Annotated in this window: 19 protein-coding genes; 4 read left to right on the plus strand and 15 right to left on the minus strand. The window is 43.6% G+C overall.

Annotated elements, in window-relative coordinates:
- Window positions 1–34 precede the first annotated feature (34 nt).
- The 10 genes from Q5866_RS16200 to Q5866_RS16245 form a co-directional block, all read right to left on the minus strand.
- Window positions 35–547 (minus strand): DUF4494 domain-containing protein, encoded by a 513-nt coding sequence (locus tag Q5866_RS16200; RefSeq protein ID WP_186977256.1) that lies wholly within the window; start codon window positions 545–547, stop codon window positions 35–37.
- A gap of 224 nt (window positions 548–771) precedes the next feature.
- A complete protein-coding gene (locus tag Q5866_RS16205; protein ID WP_227217215.1) occupies window positions 772–2,277 on the minus strand; it encodes a hypothetical protein in 1,506 nt (501 codons plus the stop codon).
- On the minus strand, window positions 2,274–2,819 hold the full coding sequence (locus Q5866_RS16210) for a TlpA disulfide reductase family protein (RefSeq protein WP_303181331.1): 546 nt from the start codon (window positions 2,817–2,819) through the stop codon (window positions 2,274–2,276). The genes Q5866_RS16205 and Q5866_RS16210 overlap by 4 nt, the downstream gene beginning before the upstream one ends.
- A 1-nt stretch (window position 2,820) precedes the next feature.
- Window positions 2,821–4,341, minus strand: coding sequence for a hypothetical protein (locus tag Q5866_RS16215; RefSeq protein WP_303181332.1), 1,521 nt, complete (start codon window positions 4,339–4,341; stop codon window positions 2,821–2,823).
- A gap of 14 nt (window positions 4,342–4,355) precedes the next feature.
- The gene (locus Q5866_RS16220) at window positions 4,356–5,099 is read right to left on the minus strand and encodes a DUF4843 domain-containing protein (RefSeq protein WP_186977260.1); all 744 of its coding nucleotides are present in this window, start codon (window positions 5,097–5,099) and stop codon (window positions 4,356–4,358) included.
- A gap of 11 nt (window positions 5,100–5,110) precedes the next feature.
- Window positions 5,111–6,652 (minus strand): RagB/SusD family nutrient uptake outer membrane protein, encoded by a 1,542-nt coding sequence (locus Q5866_RS16225; protein ID WP_186977261.1) that lies wholly within the window; start codon window positions 6,650–6,652, stop codon window positions 5,111–5,113.
- 11 nt (window positions 6,653–6,663) lie between these two features.
- Entirely contained in the window at window positions 6,664–9,930 is a 3,267-nt protein-coding gene (locus Q5866_RS16230; RefSeq protein WP_227217214.1) for a SusC/RagA family TonB-linked outer membrane protein, read from the minus strand.
- Between the two features lie 153 nt (window positions 9,931–10,083).
- Window positions 10,084–11,244, minus strand: a complete 1,161-nt coding sequence (locus Q5866_RS16235) for a FecR family protein (protein WP_186977263.1) — start codon at window positions 11,242–11,244, stop codon at window positions 10,084–10,086.
- A gap of 92 nt (window positions 11,245–11,336) precedes the next feature.
- Window positions 11,337–11,921, minus strand: coding sequence for an RNA polymerase sigma-70 factor (locus Q5866_RS16240; protein WP_186977265.1), 585 nt, complete (start codon window positions 11,919–11,921; stop codon window positions 11,337–11,339).
- A 325-nt stretch (window positions 11,922–12,246) separates the two neighbouring features.
- On the minus strand, window positions 12,247–12,573 hold the full coding sequence (locus tag Q5866_RS16245) for an RNA-binding protein (RefSeq protein WP_099289980.1): 327 nt from the start codon (window positions 12,571–12,573) through the stop codon (window positions 12,247–12,249).
- Window positions 12,574–12,829: 256 nt separating this feature from the next.
- On the opposite strand from Q5866_RS16245, the gene Q5866_RS16250 reads away from it, so the two are divergent.
- The 3 genes from Q5866_RS16250 to clpX all read left to right on the plus strand — a co-directional run bounded on the left by Q5866_RS16250 (window position 12,830) and on the right by clpX (window position 16,098).
- Window positions 12,830–14,131: an alpha-L-fucosidase gene (locus tag Q5866_RS16250; RefSeq protein WP_186977267.1), complete on the plus strand. Its 1,302-nt coding sequence runs from the start codon at window positions 12,830–12,832 to the stop codon at window positions 14,129–14,131.
- A 72-nt stretch (window positions 14,132–14,203) separates the two neighbouring features.
- The gene (gene clpP, locus Q5866_RS16255; protein WP_099289978.1) at window positions 14,204–14,881 is read left to right on the plus strand and encodes an ATP-dependent Clp endopeptidase proteolytic subunit ClpP; all 678 of its coding nucleotides are present in this window, start codon (window positions 14,204–14,206) and stop codon (window positions 14,879–14,881) included.
- Window positions 14,881–16,098 carry an ATP-dependent Clp protease ATP-binding subunit ClpX gene (clpX, locus tag Q5866_RS16260; RefSeq protein ID WP_099289977.1) on the plus strand — a complete coding sequence of 406 codons (1,218 nt, stop codon included), beginning with the start codon at window positions 14,881–14,883 and terminating at the stop codon, window positions 16,096–16,098. The genes clpP and clpX overlap by 1 nt, the downstream gene beginning before the upstream one ends.
- Window positions 16,099–16,143: 45 nt before the next feature.
- On the opposite strand, the gene Q5866_RS16265 is transcribed toward clpX, so the two are convergent.
- From Q5866_RS16265 to Q5866_RS16285, 5 genes are all read right to left on the minus strand, one after another.
- Window positions 16,144–17,052: an ABC transporter ATP-binding protein gene (locus Q5866_RS16265; RefSeq protein ID WP_186977269.1), complete on the minus strand. Its 909-nt coding sequence runs from the start codon at window positions 17,050–17,052 to the stop codon at window positions 16,144–16,146.
- 18 nt (window positions 17,053–17,070) lie between these two features.
- Window positions 17,071–20,283 (minus strand): hypothetical protein, encoded by a 3,213-nt coding sequence (locus Q5866_RS16270; protein WP_303181338.1) that lies wholly within the window; start codon window positions 20,281–20,283, stop codon window positions 17,071–17,073.
- A 373-nt stretch (window positions 20,284–20,656) separates the two neighbouring features.
- Entirely contained in the window at window positions 20,657–21,400 is a 744-nt protein-coding gene (locus tag Q5866_RS16275; RefSeq protein ID WP_303181349.1) for a tRNA threonylcarbamoyladenosine dehydratase, read from the minus strand.
- Window positions 21,400–22,080 (minus strand): TatD family hydrolase, encoded by a 681-nt coding sequence (locus tag Q5866_RS16280; RefSeq protein ID WP_227217210.1) that lies wholly within the window; start codon window positions 22,078–22,080, stop codon window positions 21,400–21,402. Before Q5866_RS16280 ends, Q5866_RS16275 begins: the two co-directional genes overlap by 1 nt.
- A 3-nt stretch (window positions 22,081–22,083) precedes the next feature.
- Entirely contained in the window at window positions 22,084–23,370 is a 1,287-nt protein-coding gene (locus Q5866_RS16285; RefSeq protein WP_227217209.1) for a serine dehydratase subunit alpha family protein, read from the minus strand.
- A gap of 146 nt (window positions 23,371–23,516) precedes the next feature.
- Here Q5866_RS16285 and Q5866_RS16290 point away from each other — a divergent pair, with 146 nt between their 5' ends.
- Window positions 23,517–24,047, plus strand: a complete 531-nt coding sequence (locus Q5866_RS16290; RefSeq protein ID WP_303181340.1) for an SPOR domain-containing protein — start codon at window positions 23,517–23,519, stop codon at window positions 24,045–24,047.
- Window positions 24,048–24,078: the final 31 nt, after the last annotated feature.

A 24,078-nucleotide genomic window follows, 5' to 3' on the forward strand; every position in this document is an offset into this window, starting at 1 on the left:
CCAAGGATTACCATATGATTACGGCAGTTTTTCCCTATTCGAATTCTTCGGTATTCGCCTCCATCTCACCGAGAGGTTTCAGATTCGAAGGAATCCTCTCCTCCGCGTCATCCGAGAAATAAGGGAACACGTCCATGATTGTCGTGTCGGCAATAGAAGCGATCTCGAAAGGAACCACGTAAGTAGACAGACTCTTTTGCAAATTAACCAAAGCTCTCTCCAAATCTGACCCCGCGATCAGGAAATACTGACCGGACTTCTTCTCTTTTCCGCTAATCTGGTCGGCATCAATAATGTTCACCTTCGCCTTGTACCACTTGTCGTCATTCCCGTCATTCGACTCCACCAACTCCGTCACGTTCGACTTCTTCAACGCGGCAATATAAAAATCCCCCTGAATCATCTCTCTCAAACACTCCGTGATCCTGCTCTCCGCCTCCGTGTAAGACATGGCATCCAACAAATACGACTCGGACATTTTCTTCTCTTTCCCGTCCTCACCCACTTTCACGTATTTCACCTTCGCTTCAAACCAATTTGCTATCATTTCTTCTGTTTTTAATTTGTTTAATCGGACAGCAAAATTAAAATAATTCTGCCCAAAACGCACCTCTCTCAAAAAAATAAAAACTCATAGCAACGACTTTTTTCTATCGTTTCCACTCAAAACGAAGCGAAGAATCTCCCGCCAATGGCGTTTTTCACGAGATCCTTCGCTATACTCCACACAACATTCAAGAGTTGGACGGTCAATCTCTTGTTCTTTCCGCTCTATTTATCCACGTCCAATTCAATCCGATAAGTCTTTCCCGGTTCTAAAAACGCATCCCGAATAAAAAGAAAGTCCTTATTTACACTAATCTCCCAATTCATCTCTCGCGAGATTGCTACCCGGGGATTTCTAAGTCGCTCGGGGAAGAAATAACAAATCGGCAGATTCCCCACCGCACAATGCAAATCCCCCATACCATAAGTTGAAAAAAGCTCTCCACATAGCCTATCCCATGTATAATCCGCCGACACCTTAATCGTTACAACACACTTTTTCCCTCTTGTACGAGAGGTTATCGTGTAAGGGCGGTCATGGGAGAGATCCTTCACTCGCACATCCCAAAGCGGATCTCCGTAATAGACCCAAATATCCCGTTCGTACCAATAACCGAATTTATCTATCAAAGCCGGATTGTTCGGTTCTTTTTCCTGCAGTTCACTATAAGCCCCGTAACAAAGCCGTACCATTTTTATCCGATCATCACTATATTGGCAAGGCTTATAAAGTAATTCCGGCTCCCATTCATTCAGGTGCCACAAGACATCCTGTTGATTCAAAAAATAGGCTTCCGCCAACGTAAACCGTCCGGCATCCGTCAACCAATACTTCAAAGTTCCCCACGTACCGCGTCCATGAAAAGAAAAAGTTGTGGAACCGACAAATGCTGTCACGCTCCCGTCATTCATCCAAGCAACAGGAATACTCTCACGAGTAGCGTGAGTTCGCCCCCCGCTCATTTGCGCGAAATAGACTCGGGATTGCCCGCCCGGTTTTAGACGTCGGTCACCCAACCACAATTTACCTTCCCGGGGAACCACAATCTCCCCTTCATTCTCGGTTCCTTGTAACAAAGGCATCCGATTACCCAACTCTTCTACTTGATAAACGATCAGATCCGGTTGCGCAGTTTCCACCCAACGCACCATCCGTTCACTCATACCAGCTTGCTCTTCAAAGACATGACGACTCACGGTATCACCTTCTCCATTTTTTTCATACCACACGCCACCTTGATCACAAAGTCCCATCTTTTCAAAATACTTCCCATCACGAAAATCATCGTTCCTCAAACACCATGCAGATCTCACCTCTTTGGGTGTCCGAGCCCTTTCCACAAGTGCCAAAGCGGCATCTGCATCATAACCGGTAATTATTCCCCACAAGAAATCAGTATAAATGTCATCGTCCACCTTTCGGCTCATTTGGTTCAAGTCTATAACGAATTGACGATTTATCCGTTCCGGCTTCTCTACTATCGCCACGTACCGAGGAGCCAGTTCTTTCAACCGGGATAAAGCCTCCGAGGTGAACTCCCCGTATTCCACAACTTGAGCTTGATGAATTTCGACCAATTTATCTACCACTTTTTTCCACTCCCGGTCAGCTTGCACATTCTTCCCCACCAACACGACGTATTCCGTTCCCCCGACTTTTCCACCCGCGCAAAGCAACAATCCTATCATGAATAATAAAACCCGACAACATTTCAAATTACCGTTCATCATATACCTTTCAATTTTATCAACGTTTCTTTTGTTTTTTCATCAGAAGGGCGAGTCATGAATGCATCCACGATATCACCCTTTTTATCCAACAGGATAAACCGGGGTACGGATTGAATTTGATAGAAATCTTTCATATCTTTCCCCTTCCCCATCCACAACTGTACTCCACTTAAACGTTCTTCTTTCACGTACTTTTCCCACACCGCTTTATCCTCATCACAAGACATACTCACGAACACTATTTTTTTACCCTTCATTTCCTTTTCCAGTTGTTTCAAATAAGGAATCTCCGCTTTACATGGACCACACCACGTGGCCCATATATCAATGTAAACATACTTCCCTTTAAAATCCTTTAACCCCACCCAACGTCCTTTATTATCCTTATAGCGGAAATTAAGAGCGGGACACCCCGCTTTCAAACGCTCTTTTTGTATCTCTATTCCGGAAATCATCTTCGGAAAAACAGGATTTCCAACCAGCAATAAACCGAATAGAAATACAAAAAGAAAGCCTAACACGTGTACCTTTTTACAAAACATACTACTTTTCATTAAATTCCACGGGTTTCCACATCACTTTAATTGCCCGGTCTGAAATACCCTTGATAGTTTTCTCTACCGTCATAGTAGCCGGATTAACTATTAACAATTTTCCTTTCAATTCAGTATCCGCATTCTTGTTATACACGCATACCCACATGTGTTCCCGGTTCGGACTCATCTCCATACAAGTGATTTCATCATCGGGATCATCTAAAATAAGTTCGGGCTTAGTAGGCAATTCAGGCTCTTGCGCCATATATACCCAACGATAAATCTTATTACCTTGATAATAGTAAATGTATTGATATTTCCCGTTAGAAACCATCCGGCTATCGGCAGTCAAGTTCAAATCACCGTCTACGGTGTAAATATAAGGATCAGATTCAAACACAATTTCCCGGGTATCCCAATCCCAACTATAGAAATCACTTTTATGAATACTGACTTTTCGCGGATCATCTTTCTCGACAGCCACCAATACTATTTTTCCTGATTTATCAATATATGCACCATTAATGACCTGTTTACCAGTAAATCGTTCTCCACTGGTAAATGTACTATTTCCATACTCGATACCCCATACATTTGAATGAATATTATCAATAAACCATCCAAGATAAGTCGTCAATCCCCAATCCTCATCTTTATATTCTCCAACAATTATTTTATCATACGTTCCGGAGGTTTCACCGGGATAGGCGAGAAAACTTTCCATATGTACAAATCCGCAATCCCCCGGATGTCCCATCCGGTCGTTAGTACCGAACATCATCTTACGGGCAGCATTATCTCCATTACCACATAATACCGTGGGATAGGCTTCCGGGTAGAATTTTTTCACATCCACGATATTTTCCATCAAAAAATATCGCCCGTTAAGAAAATAAATCTTCTGTTCCGGTTCGGAAGAGATTGCCAATACATAACTATACGGATAATCCTTCCCAGTGCGTACAAAGATTACATCTCTAGCTCCCCACAAAATGATTTCGGGATTTGCTTGCCCGAAAGCATTCGAATTAAAATCCGTGTTCTCCTTATCCAGCAACTCGTTTTCCTCTTTCAAACGGACAAAAGAGAGCCGCCCGTTATCCTCTTCGTCATTACTCAGGATAAGAAGCCCCCGTTCAAAAGGAGCCCGAATATTAGCCGTGAAATACTTAAAACTACTTCCATACTGATTTTCAACCCTTAATCGAATTTTAAAAACACCGGCTCGAGAAAATTCATGCTCAAAGACTTTCTCTCCACTAATGAATCTCAAAGAATCACTTCCCTCTCCTCCGTCCATTGCCATCCATCTCCACTCGTATTTCAAGGGTAAATCGGGAAGCAATTGGGTAATTTCAGGCTCTATCACTAAAGGAAAACCGAAATCCTGATACACCACCGTATCTTGTACCGAAATCACGATAGGCGATCCATCCGTTTTAAAACCGGAAGTTTTATCGTCTATACAAGCACCGGGCACCAACCATGCCATCAATACTATCCAAATATATAAAACTATCTTTTTCATAACTATCTCTCTAATTATTTATACATGGGCGGAATAACAACACCGGGTTCAGGATGTTCCTCGTAATAGTAATACAACGGAGTCATAATATATTTTGAAATCAAATACTCGACAGGACTCGGCCAAACACTGATATCCCAATATTCCCCGACATAAGCATAGAGCAATTCATACGCTTCCGGATTCGTTTCTTTCAAGGAATGATACTGGTCAAGAAATTTATACATCAATCCCGGAGAAAAAGGTCCGAAATATTGATCAAACCAAAAACGAGGTTTACTTATTTCACCATGCACGTAACATAATTTCAATGTATCTCCCATCGTGGGTATAAAATTCTCATTTTCAATAATAGCAATCCCCACGCTCAATGTATCCGAACGAGTATCACCTTCTTTCCGTCGATTCCAAGTAATTACGGGTAAATAAACAGAAACTTTCCCTGCCGGAATAACAAACTTTTCAGGAAATATAAAATCTTCTCCCTCTATAGCTGTCGTGAGGCTATCAACAATCTCAATCCGGACTTCCCGGTCTTTATCAATGGGATACCCCATTACAAACAGCCAACTGGTACTAGACAACTGATTACTTTGTTCCCAATAAGGAAAGCTACTATATGACGTTCCCACTCCTGAAAACTTGGAAAAATATACCCGGTCTTTAACCTCTTCATACTTCATATAGTCGGTATCGCAAGACGATAGCAAACTCCCGAAACCTATTATCCCGAATAATAATAATCTTATCTTATTCATAACCTTTACTATTAATTATTTTGTTGTTCATCTGTTTCAGATGGATATACCCCCTCTTTCCCTCCATCCCTGTATTCGAACTCATCTTCAGGTATAGGCCAAGTATATTTCTCATCTGAAGCCGGGAATGGCTGTCCCAAACTCATATAAGCAGAATAAATGGGTAGATTCTGTCGTTTACGATTAAACCATTCCCGTCCCTCTCCAAAAAATTCCTTACGGTACTCTTTATTGATCAGGTCCATGTCAAATGTCGCTTCACCCTCTTTAAAGACAAACCCGCGAGCACTGGTATAAGTATCAAAATATTTTCTCGCTTCCGTGATTTGCCCCTTCTTTAATAAACCTTCAGCCATAATCAGATACATTTCGGAAATCCGCATCATACTGATTCCCCTTTGCTTGGAAGTTTTACCCGTATCATTGTAGATTTTATAAAACCGCCTGTGCTTTCCGGTCACGCCTTTACGTTGCCGGAACCAGCCATTATACCGGTAATCCTGTCGTCCGTCGGAAGTCGGTACCTTGTAAAGCATTTGAAAACCATAATCTACCGCTCCCATCCCTTCAGGGTAATAATCGGGATAAAGCCAAAAACCGTTCAAAGGCAATAACGAAACATTAACATCATCATCCGGATAATCGAAATTCTCCTGCAATTGCACAACATATTCTGCCAACGGGTAAATCCCCCAGAGCGTTTCGTCCTTGGAAATACAAGAAGCATACTCGTAAGCCATATTAGTTTTATCGGCAAAGTCAAATTTTTCAGAACGGATTACTTTCTCGGCGTAGAGCATAGCACTGTCCAAATCGTTCCGCATCTGATACACTCTTGCCAACAATCCTTGTACGGCATACAGATTCATGTGATACTGCCGTTCGGTCATAAAAGCATTGATCCCCGGGATTCCTTTCCTGTCCCGTGCCAAATAATTCGGTTCATCTTCCAGCAAAGCCTCTGCCATTTTCAAATCATCTATCACTTTCCTATAAATCGTCTCCACAGTACGGAACGGGTATACTAATGGCTCATAGGTTTCATAAAACGGAATAGCCGGAGAATTACGGGTATCTTCCCGATATGCCGGGGCAAAACAATTACACAAGTCAAAATGCATAAAAGCACGTAAAGCCAAAGCTTCCCCTTTATAAAACTTGTAATATTTAAATCCTTTATGCTCATCAACATTCTGAATAATGCTATTCACGTAATTAATATTCTCGTACATTTTAGTCCAGATATTATCAAACATACCCCGATCTGAAATTCCCGTGTAGTTAAAACTAAACAATAACAATTCCCACTGTTGACCTGCATTTTCCTTGATATAATACCCGGCAAGCAAGTCCGGCAAATACCATGACAATATTTTCCCGTACAGAGCATCTTGTGTCAAACCTGTATACACCCCGTACAAAGCATCTTCAAAACCTTCCGGGGTTTCAAACAACTTATCACCTAAAATTTCACTCTTGGGTTTTACATCCAGAAAACTGTTACACGAACTGATCCCGAACACGATGATAAACAGAAACATATACTTTTTCATAACTTGTCAAATTAAAAAGTCGGACTGATCGTAAAATTAAATCCTCGCATATAAGGATAAGAAGTTCCTCGTTCAAACTTCACGGTGGAGAGCCGCAAAACATCCGAGAAATTCACTCCTATACGCAACCGCTTCAAATAAATATGCTTTACCCATTCCGGTTTAAATTCGTAATAAATTCCGAGGGAAGACAAGTAAAACTCATTTCTTTTTTCTAAAAACCGCTCACTTTGGGCATAAACAAAACTCATGGGATCGTACCCGATATAATGCACTACATCACCCGGATTATGCCAACGTTCATAAAAAGCCCGACGATCGACATTATGAGTGGGATCAATCTGCTCAACCTTTGATGCTCGAGTCCCGTTATATATCCAACCGCCGCAAGTAATACTCATTCCGGCAAACACGGAAAAACCTCTCCAGCTAAAAGAAGTACTCAACGACAACTCCAAATCGGGAATCGTGTTTCCCATCGCCACCTTATCGGCAGGATCATAATCAAAAGTCAGTGTTCCGTCTTTTTTTACCAAAATCTCCTTACCGGTTGCCGGATCAATACCCAATGAACGTACAACATAAATAGCGGTGGATGATTCCCCCTCCTCGAACTGAACTTTGGGAGCCATTCCCCTGACTATTCCTTTATTCACCAAATCTTGATCCACCATCTGCTCTCGATTCTCATCATTCCGGTATTTCAGTGAATTACTGATTTTCTTGATTTTATCCCGATTGTGTTGACCGTTCAGGGTTAACCGCCATTGCAAATCTTTAGTTTTCAAAATCGCACCGGACAAACTCCAATCATATCCTTTGTTTACCTGTTCTCCCAAATTACTATTCAAAGTTTGGACTCCGACGGAAGGCGGATAAGAAATCGCTAAAAGCATATCCTTGGTTTTCTTATTATAGAAATTCATATCCAATTGTAAGCGGTCATCAAAAAGAGAAAACTGTACACCCATGTTCCACTCGTACGTTCTCGAGGCTTTCAGAAATTCATTAGCCATCGTTATAGGCTTGGCTCCGATTCCGGTAATAAACTGATTTTCCTTCATATAACGGTAAGTAGTACGGGTTTCCCAAGTTGACAACGTATTGCTACCGGTAAGCCCATAACTGGCTTTTAGCCGCAACATATTAACAAAGGACCCTTCGAGGAACTTTTCATTATGGACATTCCAACCCGCTCCCACTGCCCAATAGGGCGCCCAACGATTATCCTTACTCATGCTGGAACTGGCAGAACTCCGGTAAGAAGCGTCCGCGAAATAGCGGTTCCGGTAAATAAAATTCAAGTTCCCATATATCCCGACACCGGTACTGACTGCTTCTGCCCCGGAAGGAGCCCCTGAATCGTATCCGGCAGCAAACCCCATATCATTCAGAATAGGTTTCAAAAATCCGATACCCGCAAAACTAAAGTTGTACGACTTGTCTTTATTCATGGTTCCCCCGACATTCAAACTTAATAAAGAACCTTGATCATCAATAGTCCAGTTATAAGAAAGTGTCAAATTTCCCGACCAACTGTTACGTTCTCTCCCCGCAATGGTATAGCTACCTTTCTGATCTGCATCTCTACCCAAAAAATGGAAAGACTCGGGAGAAACAAAATCATCCGACTGTTCATCACCTAATGAATAATTGAAATTACCACTAGCGTAAAGTCTTTTCAATATATCCACCCGCATATTTAAACTATTCGTGATCGTTTTACTTTTCGACTTCCGGAAACTTTCCAACGACGCTTCATACAACGGATTACGGTCTAACTTGGCATTATAACTCTTAACCCAATCCCCGTATTCATCTTTCGGCATCTCGTAAGGATTACGTATTACCCAATCTGAAAAAGTACCGTAAGGAGAATCCTTGGTATCCGTCTTACTAATATCCAAACGATAAGAAACCGTTAGAAAATCTTTATAATAATAAGCCAGATTAATACCTATCCCGTAGCGTTGCCGGAAGTCCCCTTTCATGACACCTCGGGTATCCCCGTAACGAAGAGATACATTATAATCCACTCCACTTCCCCGACCGGAAATATTAACGGAATGATCGAACGACCAACTATTACGCAAGGGAATAGATTTCCAATCGGTAAGTACACCCCGTTCCACCGCATTCCTGCGCTGCCAGTACAACTCGTCATACTCTCCATTCGGGGAATCATATATTCCACACAACCGTTCAAGTTCCAACTTCTCCAAACCGTTACACAAATCGAACGAAGACACGTCCGGAAACTGCACATCCGGCATGAAATTATACCGAACCCGCAATTTCGAATCTGTCACCCGTTTACGGGTAATAACGATCACACCGTTAGCTGCCTTATCCCCGTATATCGCTTTGGCAGAAGCATCTTTCAAAACATCGACATTATCAATATCCTGCATATCCAAATCGTACAAATTCTCCAACGAAATCTCTACCCCGTCGAGAATAATCAACGGAGTATTCAACCCGTACTCCCCGTTCACCGCCAAAGCCGTTGTTCCCCGGATAATGATTTCAGGAATAGCATTGGGATTCGATCCCTGCTCGTTATTTTCTACCAAATGCAAACCCGGAACAGTAAAAGCCAATGCCTTAAGAATATTCGTGGAAGACACCTTCAACAACTCTTCTCCTTTTACCGAAGTTACCGACCCGGTATAGGAATTTTTGTTTTGGGTAAAATACCCGTTTACAATCACCTCATCCACTTGTTGCTGCTCTTCCTCCATCACGATTCGCAACGTGTCCGTTTTTGCCGTGAAATCTATCTGCTTCGTCTTATACCCCACGAAAGAAAATTCCAGCTTTCCCTCTTGCATCGGCAAATCGATCGCGAACCATCCTTTCTCATTCGTCGAAGTCCCCAAAGGTATTCCGGCAACCTTCACCGTCACTCCCGGCATAGCCTCCTTTTTCTCGTCATACACCCATCCTTTGACACGAACACTTTCCTTGACCTGTGGCGTCGCTGCTTTGGGAGAAATCACGATCGTTTTACCAATAAACCGATACGTGAAACGTTCTCCAAGCACTACCCGCAAAACCTCCTCCACGTTCACGCTTAACGCCGGAATCTCCACCACCCTCGTCACGTCGATCTCGTCGTCACTGTAAAAAATATCGTACTTCAACTGTGTCATTATCGTGTTGAACACTTGATCTATCGTCAATTGCTTCTTCTCGAACGACACACTTTCCGCTTGTCCGTAAGTCGTTGCCTGCACTTGCAACAACCCGACTAAAATCCAAAAACAAATCAGCTTCATAGGCAATAACATTTTTTTTATCCTACTTTTCCAATAGAATAAACCGACATCATCATTTTTTTTCATAGATTTGTAATTACATTATTATTTATTTAATCCTCACGGGTTAAAGACTGAACGGGAGCCGCAATCTCTCGTTCTTTTTTACCCGTATCAGTTCTCCTTATTTATATCCAAACTTGCCGTCACCACGTTCCCTTTCACGCTAAAACGCACATCCGAAGTCATCTCAAGAAACTTTAACATCTCTTGCAACGGCTGATGTTTATTCACCACACCCGAGAAACGACGTGATTTAATATTCTCATTCATGTAAAACATTTTGAAATCATACCATCGTTCCAATCGTTCGACCAACTCTTCGAAAGTATATGCCTTGAAATAAAATTTTCCATCCCGCCACGAAGTGTAAAGTTCCGGGCTAACCCGCTTCAACACCCCCACTCCCGTTCTCTCGTCAATCTCATATTGTTCGTTTGGTTTCATCAAGACCTTTTCCTGCCCCCGGACAATCATCACTGCCCCCTCGACCAATGTCGTCTGCCATGACTTGTTACCCGGATAAGCACTCACGTTAAAACTTGTACCCAACACCCGAACATCTCCCGATTCCGTATACACGTGAAAAGGCTTGTCTTTATCTTTTTTCACCTCGAAATAGGCCTCTCCCTTCAAATACACCTCCCGGCATTCCCGAGCAAAAGTTTCCGGGAACCTTAAAGAAGATTCGGAATTAATCCACACGACCGTCCCATCAGGCAATTCCATAGAATACTCTCCCCCCTTAGGGACAACCAAAGTATTAAACTTCATACTATCGCCGACGGCAGCACCGACAGTTCGATAATATACCTTCCCGTTTGCCGTGTCATTCACGATCTCAATCCCGTTATTTTCTTGCTTATGAAGAACCTGATGTACATCCAGCACCAAACGTTCCCCCGTTGCCAACTGTAACTCCGCCTGCAATTTTCCCGGCTCTATCCTGTCGGATTGTGCCATCTCGCTCTTCTTTTTTTCATCCCCCGGACGCACAAAATAATAAGTTAAAGAAAAAATAACGACCAACATTGCCGCGTATTTTGAGAGCCGCACTAATCGCAAACGCAGGGAGCGCGGGCGTACCTTTCGCCATCCTTGTTCCACGTCAAAACTCCAGTGTTCCAAGCCACGTATCGCTTGCCTGACCTCGAATTGCTCCCGCAACATTCTCTCCGTTTCCCCATTATCACCACTCACCTCAATATTATCTTCTCCATCTCCCCGCCACAAGGAAATAAGCTGTTCCCATTTATGAATAAAAAAATCGTTCATAACTCTATCTTGTTTCACATACGACAACCATCATTCAAAAAAAGGTGAGTCAAAAACGAACTTTTTTCAGAAAAAAAACAAAAACTTATTTATCAATTGATTTGTAAAGCGATAAAAAGCAACAAAGGAGAACTTTCTCCACCCACACGAGCACGAATATCCCGGTAAGCCTTCATAATATGCGACTTTACGGTATTAACCGATATACCTAATTCTTCCGCGATCTCTTTGTACTTTTTCCCGTCAAGACAACTCATCGTGAAGACAACCCGACACTGAGAGGGTAAAGTTTGCAAAACCTCCTTGATTTGCTCGATACGTTGTACCTCTTCCTCCGAATAATCGGAACATTGCAAGTTTTCAATAAACTCCGTCAACAATGCCCCGTGTTTCCGCTCCACTATTTTATGCTTCAACACGTTCAACGCACGGAAACGCACGGATGTAAAAAGATAAGATTTCACCGATTCCTGAACTTCCATTTTCGCTCTACTCTTCCAAATATGCATGAAAAGATCCTGTACCACATCCTCCGCTTCAGCTTGTTCTCCTAGAATCATAACAGCATAGTCACACAAGGGAATATAAAACATCCGAAACATTTGTTCAAATGCCCGTTGATCACCACTCTTAATCGCGGCAAAAACTTTCTCTATTACGCCAATCTCGCCATTCATACGGACAAATATAAAGGTTTTTGCAGACAGAATCGCATTAATATATAAAAATACTCCCACATTTGGTGCAGACCTATCGAAAGTCCATTGTATCACGATGGATGCCCCCTACTATAATCCAAGCCCATTCGGTGCTGAGTCACAGCAAAAACGCCCACCAGTGTTCATGCTACGTTCATGCTGTGTTTATGCTATGTTCATGCTATGTAGATAGTCAAGACAAACCATAGCGAAGCCCTAGAGGAGCATCAAAGAAAAGCGGTTATACCTAAAACAAAAAAAGAGGCTTGAAAACCAAGCCTCTCTTCTGTACCATATCGATATATTAATATCTTCTGTTTGAATTATAACCTCCGCGATTACCGCCACCTCTGTTATAACCTCCGCGGTTACCACCGTTTGATCTTTCTTCTCTCGGTTTAGCCACATTAACGTTAATCACTTTACCGTCATATTCAGCACCGTTCAATTCGTCGATCGCTTTTTGTCCCAAAGTATCGTCAGCCAATTCAACGAAACCGAAGCCTCTTGATCTTCCTGACTCTCTGTCCATAATAACTTTAGCAGATACAATCTCTCCGTATTCTGCAAACAATGTGCTTAAATCAGCGTCATCAACGCCATAGCTTAAATTTGAAATGTAAATGTTCATCAAGTACAATTTTAATAATTAATTAATAGTGATTGAGGTGTGCATTGAATAAAAGTCTACTTAACGATACAAATACATGTTAGGAAAGTGATTTAAAACAAAGGAATCAACTCAATTCGGAACAAAGGTATCTCTATTATTCGGATATGCAAGCTTTTTCATGTATTTATTTTAAAATAATTCTATCCTACCCCCGAATATTTGATAATAAACACACATTTACTATTTTCGTGAAAAATTTAATCAAAACCATATCATGAGAAAAATATTCATTATCACGCTTTTATTATTAGGTGGAATATCATCATTCAGCCTCGCGCAAGAGAAGTATACCCCATCGAAAGAAAACTTGGAAAACAGACAATGGTTCCGGGACGCTAAATTCGGTATGTTCATCCACTGGGGAATATACAGCATGCTGGCGGACGGGGAATGGGTGCTTACCAACAAAAACCTAAATGAAGAAGAATACCAAAAACTGGCGGACGGCTTCTACCCTTCCAAATTCAACGCCGACGAATGGGTACGCACTGCCAAAGACGCCGGGATGAAATACATCTGTTTCACGTCACGGCACCATGACGGCTTTTCCATGTTCGACACCAAACAATCGGACTACAACGTGGTGAAAGCAACCCCGTTCAAACGGGACGTCATCAAGGAACTCGCCGAAGCCTGCCAAAAGCACGGGCTGAAACTATTCCTGTATTACTCGCATATCGACTGGCACCGTCCCGACTACTACCCGTGGGGACGTACCGGGCGCAACACCGGGCGCACGCCTTCCGGAACATGGGAAGACTACTTGAAATTCATGGATGCCCAACTCACCGAACTGCTCACGAACTACGGTTCTATCGGGGGTATCTGGTTCGACGGCTGGTGGGACAAACCGGACGCAGACTGGCAACTGGAAAGACAATACACGTTAGTCCACCGCCTGCAACCGGGGTGCCTCATCGGTAACAATCACCACAAAGCACCCTTCGAGGGCGAAGACTTCCAGATGTTCGAGCGTGACCTTCCCGGGCAAAACAAGGCAGGTTACTCCGCCGATGCCGAAATCAGCACCCTCCCGTTGGAAAGCTGCGAAACCATGAACAACACGTGGGGATACAACATCAATGACCGGAACTTCAAATCGACCAAACAACTTATTCACACGCTGGTCGGTGCCTCCGGCAACAACGCCAACCTTCTCCTGAACGTGGGCCCCCGCCCCGGCGGAGATTTTCCCGAAGGCTCGGTCACGCGTTTGAAAGAAATCGGGGAATGGATGAAAACTTACGGCGAAACACTCTACGGCACCCGGGCAGGTATTGTCCCCCATCAACCGTGGGGAGTAACCACGCAAAAAGATAATAAATTATATGTTCACATCCTTAATCTGGACAAAACCGAACTCCTACTTCCCATCACGGGTAAAAAAGTCAAAAGCATTGCACGTTTCAAAGATAAAACCCCGGTAAAATACAAGAAAACGAAAGAAGGCATCTTGCTCCAACTGGAAGAAATCCCCGCGGACATTGACCACGTGATAGAGATTGTTTGGCGATAAAACCAACGAAGTGTATCTTTTCTCACCCTTTTTTCGTAACTTAGCAGCCGAATAACTAAAAAAACAGGACTTATGTTTTCACAAGACGAATTCAAGAAATATGCCATGAAGCATAAAGGAATCAGTAGCCTGAATCTACATCGTATCGAATCAGCTACTGCCAGCTATATATCCCCGACGATCATCGAGGAGCGCCAATTGAACGTGGCAAGCATGGACGTTTTTTCAAGATTAATGATGGACCGTATTATATTCCTCGGGGTACCGATTGACGACACCGTGGCAAATATCGTTATGGCGCAATTGTTATTTTTGGAATCAGCCGATCCAACCAAAGACGTGCAGATCTATTTCAACACCCCGGGCGGTAGCGTGTACGACGGACTCGGAATCTATGACACGATGCAATACATCAAATGTGACGTGGCAACCATCTGTACCGGTATGGCCGCATCCATGGGTGCCGTGCTGATGACGGCAGGCACCAAAGGAAAACGTTCCGCGCTGCAACACTCCCGCATCATGATACACCAACCGATGGGCGGTGCCCAAGGTCAGGCATCCGATATCGAGATCACGGCACGGGAAATCATGAAATTGAAAAAAGAACTTTACCAAATCATCGCCGATCATTCCGGTAACCCGCTGAAAAAAGTGGAAAAAGACTCAGACCGCGACTATTGGATGACTGCTGTGGAAGCGAAAGAATACGGAATGATTGACACTGTTTTAACTCGGAATCATAAATAATGCAAGATAAATGTTCGTTTTGCGGAAGATCACGTGACGAAGTGGATCTTCTGATTGCCGGGATGGACGGTTTCATTTGCGAGATGTGTGCCCAACAGGCGTACGACATCGTGCAAGAGGAACAAAGAGGCCATTCCACCCCTTTAGACATGGATCATATCGAGGTCAAGAAACCGATAGAGATCAAACAATTCATGGATCAATACGTGATTGGTCAGGACGAGGCGAAAAAACACCTTGCCGTGGCTGTTTACAACCATTATAAACGATTGACACAAAAGCCCGGTAACGACGACGTGGAGATCGAGAAGTCCAACATCATCATGGTCGGTCGCACGGGAACGGGGAAAACCTTGCTGGCACGCACGATTGCCAAAATGCTGCACGTGCCTTTCACTATCGTGGACGCCACCGTGCTGACGGAAGCGGGATACGTGGGCGAGGACATCGAATCCGTCCTGACACGCTTATTGCAAGCAGCCGACTACGACGTGGATGCGGCAGAAAAAGGTATCGTCTTTATTGACGAGATCGACAAGATCGCCCGCAAAGGCGACAACCCGTCCATCACCCGTGATGTCAGCGGCGAAGGCGTGCAACAAGGTTTATTGAAACTACTGGAAGGTTCTATCGTGAACGTACCCCCGCAAGGCGGACGCAAACACCCTGACCAGAAGATGATCCCGGTAAACACCAAGAATATCCTCTTCATCTGTGGCGGAGCATTCGACGGTGTCGAGAAAAAGATTGCCCAACGTATGAACACCCAAGTGGTAGGATTCACGGCAAGCAAAGAAACTTTCCTTCTCGACCGTGACAACATGTTGCAATACATCGCCCCGCAAGACTTGAAGTCTTTCGGGTTGATTCCCGAGATCATCGGGCGTCTTCCGGTATTGACTTACTTGGAGCCACTGGATCGCCAAGCCCTGCGGAACATCCTCACGGAACCCAAAAACGCGATCATCCGCCAATACATCAAACTATTCGAACTCGACAATATCACGTTGAACTTCAACGAAGATGTCTTCGAATACATTGTTGACAAGGCTATTGAATTTAAACTGGGAGCCCGCGGACTACGTTCCATTTGCGAAGCCATCATGACCGACTTGATGTTCGAGATTCCCTCGCAACACTGCGACTCCATCACGGTCACCAAAGAATACGCCGAGAGCAAACTCGACAAATTTACTGCCCAGAAATTACGGGCGTGATTTTACCCAAAAAAAACGAGATTCGGAATGAATCTCGTTTTTTACTTACAAACGCTTAGCCTGCATATCCATCTTGTCTTTCAACACGAAATCCATATAATAAACGTAAGCGTGTTCCAGATTCGGTTCTATTGACTTCACGTCTGCATATTCTGCAACTTCTTCTGCCACAATTTGGATTCTCAGTCCCCCGTCTTCGGGAACCGTCATGATCACGGGATATTTCCCTTTTATCGCTTCATACTCGTCTTGCATGACGAACAGTTCCCAAACTTTCCCTCTCGCCTGTCCGAGCATCTCCCCCGGGGTACCCATGAACTTTAATTGCCCGTGATTTAACAAAGCAACATTCTTGCAACTACTGGAAATATCCCCCACGATATGTGTCGATAATATAATCGTCGCATCTTTATCACTTATATCCGACAGAATATTCCGGAAACGGATACGCTCTTCCGGGTCGAGTCCGGTTGTAGGTTCATCGACAATGATAATCTTGGGATTCCCGATAATCGCTTGCGCTATGCCTAGCCGACGTTTCATACCCCCGGACAAGCGATTTGCCCAACGGTCACGTTCCTCGTAAAGTCCCACTTTCCTCAACATTTCGTCAACAAGCTCCCCCCGTTTCTTTTTTTCAATACCGGCAAGTCCCGCACTATAATCTAAAAACTCCCAAGCCCGAAACTTTTGAAAAGTACGAAAATCCTGTGGCAAATACCCCAGCATAGAACGAATCGCTTTCCTGTCTTTCGATAAATCATAATCATCAAAAAATATCGTGCCGGAAGTCGGATTCTGCAATAACGTCATTATGCGCATCAAAGTCGTTTTACCCGCCCCGTTCGGTCCCAGCAAACCAAACATACCGGATTCTATTTCTAAATTCAAATCACGTAAAGCCTCTTTACCACCGGCATATATTTTCCCAAGATGTTCAATTCTTATTTTCATAGTTATATAGTATTAGTATTATTTTACTTTAACCCACTTCACGGCATCTGCCACGATAGATTGATTGGGATCCGCTCCCTGTCCGGACAAGTTAATCTTTGCCATACCTGCATTAAATTGATATACCCCCATCGAAACCCATCCATTCGCCTCTTCCAACGGTAATAATTCTATCGTTTCCTCCCCTTCGGCATGAGCAAACCGATACGTTTGCACCCGGGGAGCCGTTAGCCATCCACTTTTTACAAGACCGGCATCCACACTATTATCATTATAAACAAACAATTCATACTTCTCTGACTCGGGTAAATTCACTTCCCACTCAACCGCAGAAACACCATCCCCTGATCTTTTCGTTAAATAACTTTTCACCGGTTCCCCGTACGAGTCACCCATAGCCGCCTCACGCCAACGAGTACCCTTGTAACTAGATTCACTCTTAGCATACACTTTATCAAGGACACGCCTATCCTCGACAACACGGCACCCCGGATCTGTATTATCCACGATATACACTCCCGCTTCCGGAGCAAAAACAATCGTATCCGCGTCAAAAATTCCTTCAATCGGCTCACTTATCCTACTTCCTTGAGGAAAATCTTCAAAAGAAAATAACGAAGGATTGTTCATCGCGAAGTTCGTACTTATCCTAACCCCTTCACTCACCCCGAATTCATTATAATATTTAATCTCTTTGCAAGCATTTGCCGGAACAATATAATCCCGTGATTTTCCCCTGTAACTACTTATCGAAACTATTCCATCCAGTTCCCCCTTATTCCATACTTTAACACTAAACACATGCCCCTCTTCACCTTTCGATGTTTCCACCGCATCTAACCGCACATCTCTAAAATAAAAAGCGGGTAAACCTCTCTCGCAATACAATTGCCGGGTCAACTCAAGAAAATCAATGCCAAATCGTTGTTTCACCTCCTCGCAATACTCCTCGTAACTAAAGCATTGAAAGGCGTGATTTTCTATAAAATCGGTATTAAAACTTTCAAATTCCTCGTAAGGAACAGAACACAAAAGAGTCTTTAAAAAATTATAACCTTTAAGATGTATCGCAAGATTCAATTTTATATCCCGACTTGACTCCCGTAATATTTCTTCAAGACTATAATCATTGAAACACCTGACTGCAAAGTTATCAGCAAAATTATCAAATTTCTCTCCCAATCCCTTCTGCATTTCGTGGAACAAAAGATCAATTCCCGCGAACTCGGTAGAAAGTACACTATAATGGTCTTTTTGTAACAAAGAAGAAATGTCATTTACATTTTTCACGAAATCCCTTGGAGCACGTTTCACGAATCGCCCCAAAAACATATTGCCGGACGGAACATCCACCATTACATTATTATCCAAGAAAAGCCTATACATCCTCCAAAACTCCTCGGAGGGGTTAAAACCCTCTCTCTCGTCATGCATGGGTTTAAATGGCAACCGGAATAAAGGCTCCCTTTCCGGACGGTACACGATTCCCGAATGTACATATTCGCTATTACTCTTCCAATCCCTACTATACGCGCAAAAATGAACCGGAGTTTCGACAAGATTCAATTTATCATATACATACGCTTTATTCTTTTCAAACATAAATACTAAACTCCACTGTTCAAAAAGTGTTGCCATGTCTAACTCCTTAAAAAGAAGATACTCGTGTCCCGGCAACAGAAAAACTTCATAGAACACGTCTTCATACTGAATCCCCTTTCGCACATAATCACCGATACAAAGAGTCAACCCGGACACCCCGAATTTACCGGTAAAACAAATATTATCACCTTCCCTGCTCTCTTCTCCCGGGGCTACCGGTACTCGTTTATCCTCTCCACTCACGGTCAACTTGAAACGAGTAAATTCCCGCTCCGTGAAGTAAGGTGCATTCACGTTCACCGTGGGTTTACTCGTCGGGTACCATAAACATTCCGGGGTCAACAACGTGTAATCCGGGCGGAGATAATAATAATCACGTCCCATGTTATACATGTAGTAACCACGTGAACGTGCCGCAAGAGAATCGATATTCACCACCTCCGCATAACAGACGGCTGGAGAGATACCACCCCGGTAATCCACCCCGATTTCTTTCGTTTCTCCCGGCTGCATCGACATCGCGAGAACAATCACTTGCCTCTCCCGCCGATAAGATAAATTCTCTTTACCCGAAGCGAGTTTCAACACCTCCAGCCCCGGATTCAAGTACAACACGACAGAGTCTATTTTCCGCTCGTACGGGTTATACACTTTCAATTTACTGGAGGCAAGGTAAGCATATCCCTCTTGTTTGAAATTTATATCATGCTCCAAGACATTAACCTTGGGTAAATTCTGGTATTTCACGAATACATCCCGAACAACCTCACGTTCTTTATCCCTTTGAACATATTTACCCACATAAAAGCCCGAAACAACGAACCCCACCACAAGTAATAATATTCCGAACTTCCCGGTAGCGAAATTAGCCTTGGCACTATTGGATATTCGACAGATAAAAGTTATTCCCAGAATAATTAACCCGCATCCCCAAGCGAGAAACGAGAACCGCTGCAACAGAAAACAACTCGAATCGGCAAATCCCGTGACATCCGAGAAAGCATTGGGCATCCCCAAGGCTAAAATATCGAAAGCACCGTAAAGCACTCCTTTACCGAAAAATACGCCAAAATAAAGAAAAGCAAGCAACAGGACGCAAGCCAGTGCAAAATTACGCGCTATTCCTTTCACGCATATCGTGAATCCCGTGATAAAAAATAAAATCGGACAAGTTATGGTTAAAAAGTAAAATACATAAGGAGAAAAAACAAAAGGAGAATCACTTGCCAATAAATGAATAGACAAGGCGATGATCCCCAACAAAATATCCAGACACAAAATAACAAGTATAAAACCCAACGTTTTCCCGAGCAATAACTCCATGTTAGAAAACGGTCGTGCCGAAACAGATGAATTAGCATCCACGTATTTGTCTTCCCGCAGAAAATTACCCGCCCAGAAAATAGCGATAATGATTTGCAGGATATTTACCAGATAAGCATTGGCAAAAGGAATCGCGGAAGGCAAGGATATCGCTATCCATTCCGGTTCTTTGATACTACTTTGCGTGATAACGTGAAGAAAGGCCACAATCAATACACTCAATACCGTGACAACCTTGAAACTCCATTCCCTCGTGATGGCCTTCGCCTCGTAACGAGCGATCAAGCCAATAGTTCGATAGTTCATAGTTAAAATTTTTAGTAACACATTTTAAAAACGCACGCCTCCCATAAAATCGTTCTTGAAAAATAGATTGCAGTCTATTATCATCATTTAAAGTCAGCATTCATCCCTTACAAACGTATACATTAATTACATCAATTACAAGTAAATTGTTATTTTTATTAATTTTGATTATTTCATCGCCATTCACAGACACACCTCTATGCGGCTTAATACCCAAGACCCACTATAATAATACCGAAGTCCTAGGGTAATCATACCCTTCCTCCGTTCTTGCTCCGGTTATCCTGTGAAGATCCTATAATCTCAGATATAGAAAGTATGCGCTAAAAGCACATAAACACCGCCACCGGGGAATGATCTCCCTAGGACTTCACTAGTTCTTCTTTAGGTCTTCACTAGAAACAGGCTCCGCCAAATCACGGATAACCACCGAAGCACAAAAACACCCGAACACGGGCGGCATGTAAGAAATCGTTCCCACGTTCGATTTCTTATTCTCACTCTCGCTCAACACAATAGCTTCCGGAGCAACTTCCTCGGGCGAGAACACGACCTTCACCCCCTTGTAGACACCCAGTTTATGAAGCCTTTTGCGAAGCATACGGGCAAGATTACAATTATAAGATTTGGAAATATCGGCAATACATACCTGCGTCGGGTCCATTTTTCCCCCGGCACCCATGGAACTCACAATACGATATCCCTTTTGCAGACTATGGTAAATCAGGAAAATCTTGGGAGCTAACGTGTCTATCGCATCTACCACGTAATCATACTTCGCCATCTCCAATATCTCGATCATTCGCTCGTCTTTGATAAAATCATTGATCACGTGAAGCCGGATATCCGGATTGATATCCCGGAATCGGGCAGCCATGATTTCCGCTTTCGCCTTCCCGATATTACTGTCCAATGCCGGCAACTGCCGATTTTTATTCGTCACGTCTACACGATCACCGTCAATAATCGTCAACTCGCCTATCCCTGCCCGACACAATTGCTCGGCAGCATACGCCCCTACACCACCCAACCCGGCAACCAACACGTGTGCGTTTTTCAACTGTCCCAACCGCTCCTGCCCCAAGAGCAATTCCGTTCTACTCAGCCAATCCATAATTATATCGCAAAAACATTCTTTAAATTTTCCCTCGTCACCCTCTTCAATTCCTCCGCGGTAAGTCCCAGTATACCGGATGCCGCGCTGTAAATAACATCAATCCCCACCGTCTTGTCATCATTCTCCAAAAACAACCTGTTCAAAGGAACATGTCGTAGCAAATGAAAAGCGTTGGAGCGGTCATTTAAAAGTGCCGTCCCCGCGGAAATATAAAACCCGTGTTCCAACAATTGTCGCAATATCTGTTCGTTATTATTATACCCGTGAATAATCCACGGGATTGAAGATTTCATCTTTTTCCGAATAGCTATCAACTCGGAATACGCCTTTACACAATGAATAATCAGAGGTTTCCGAAACTTTTCGCCCAATTCAACCTGTCTTTCCAACACCCGTTCCTGTTCCTCTATACAAACCGGAGAGCGACGGTCCAAACCGCACTCTCCGATCGCGATAACTCTCCCCGTGCAAAGCATGTCATTTACACACGTCAAAGCATCCTCTCCAATTTCCCCAAGCCTCATCGGATGAACACCTACCGAGTAAAAAACTTCCTGCCCCTCTTCTATCACCCGTCTTTTCTCGTCTTCAATCCACGCTTTTCCCTCTCCAATATCCAAGACATTGATTCCTTCACCGACATGATGCGTGTGTATATTCACGTACGGGTTCAAATTCAAAAACTATTTTGTTTCCTTGTTGCACATGATGTTCAGGATCGTCTTATCCGTCTCCTCCATTCCCTTGGTTCCAATCAATCCCACGTTACGAATGGTTCGCTCGATATCCTCTTCTACTATCCCGTCATTATTTGTTTTTATACCGTTCATGGATAACAGAGCCGCCTGTACGGCAGCAGATACCCCGGAATAAACTTTCAAGGCACATCCCTGTTTAGCTCCGTCACACATCATTCCGGTCAAGTTGGAACACATCGTTTTGATCGTGTTGACCATATTCTCGTAAGTACCGCCCATCAAGTAAGTGATAGCCGAAGCAGCTCCCGTACCGGCAATCAAAATCCCGCAAAGAGCAGAAAGATGTCCCATGTAATGGTGGATATGCACCGCGATCAGGTTGCTCAATGCCAAGGCGCGAGCCAACTGCTCGCGTGAAGCCCCGAACTTTTCGGCAGCCACCACCACGGGCAAATACACCGTGATCCCCTGATTACCGCTACCGGAATTTGTCATAACCGGTTTCGGGCACCCATCCATACGGGCATCCGACGCTGCCGTCGCGCGAATCAATGTGCGGTTCAACAAATCGTCCTCCAATAATCCTTTGTCTATATTCTCTTTCAGCGTCTTGCCAATTTGCAAACCGTACTCGGATTGTAACCCCTCGGCAGAAATGGCCTTGTTCATCTCGGCTCCTTGCAAAACAAACTCGATATCTTTCACGTCTACCTCGTGCACGAAATCCCAAATACGTTTCACGCTTAATTCCGGACCTTTATCTTCTTTCTTTGTCGTATCTAACTTAAATTCTCTCTTGAAAAGTTCCTCGCCGTTCTTTTCCACTAGGATGATATTCGTGTGCGTGTGAGCGATAATCACTTTCACCTTATCATTTCCCTTGGATGCCAATGCCTCGGCGTACAATTTATCCGGGGCATCCATTTTCAGAGAAACCGTAACATGACTTAACAAATCCTTGGCACGTTGTAGGTTATCCCCCACGTTCACGTCCTTCAATACTTCCAGACCGTACTCGGACTTCCCGCAAACCGCTCCCAAAGCAGCGGCGATAGGAAGACCTACCATTCCGGTTCCGGGAATCCCGACACCCATGCCGTTTTTATAAATATTGCCACTAACCAGTACATCCAAATGCTCGGGCACGCCTCCCAATACCTCTTTACATTTTGCACAAGCCAGAGCACAGGCTACTGGCTCGGTACACCCCAAGGCCGGAACGGCCTCTCTTCTCAATATTTCAATGATTTGTTGATCTGTTACTTGATTCATCTTTTCCTATTTTATTCATGTAGAATGTTTCATATTCACGGCTACAAAAATAGTGTTATTTATCTATTTTTCTACCACAAAAAGACAATTTATACTATCTTTGTCGATTGAAGTCGAATTAGTTGTATCACGATAGACATTTATTCATGAAATCAATACTTGTTATTTTAATATTATTCATTACCCATCAAACTTGGGCACAGACAGACACTATACCCGCGGTGAAACCGGATGTAGACTTTTTCAAACAACTCTCTCAAGCAGACTCTATCACGGGCGGGAAAGTTACGCTCCACGGGGACCCGAAAATCGAACAGCTAATGAAACTGAATCTTTCCGTCAACAGGAAGGAACAGGCTTTCCAAGGCTATCGTATCCAAATATTATCTGTCAGTTCTTATAATACCAACATCGACACGTTGAAAAGTTACACGCAACGATTCGAGGAAGAATTTCCGGATATTCGTGCCTATCTGCAATACACGGATCCCGACTTTAAAATCCGTGTCGGCAACTTCCGTACCCGCATCGAGACTATCCCCGCATTAAAACGTATTCGTAAGAAATATGCCGGGGCTTATCCCGTGAAGACCGTGATCTATTTGAAAGAACTCGATCCCGTGGTGGAACAAGACACGATTCCGCTGACACCGCAAGAACTAATGCCCTCTCTCTAAATCACAGCTACCATCCACGTACCCAAGTGCC

This window comes from uncultured Butyricimonas sp., assembly GCF_959596855.1.
Lineage (GTDB): Bacteria > Bacteroidota > Bacteroidia > Bacteroidales > Marinifilaceae > Butyricimonas > Butyricimonas muris.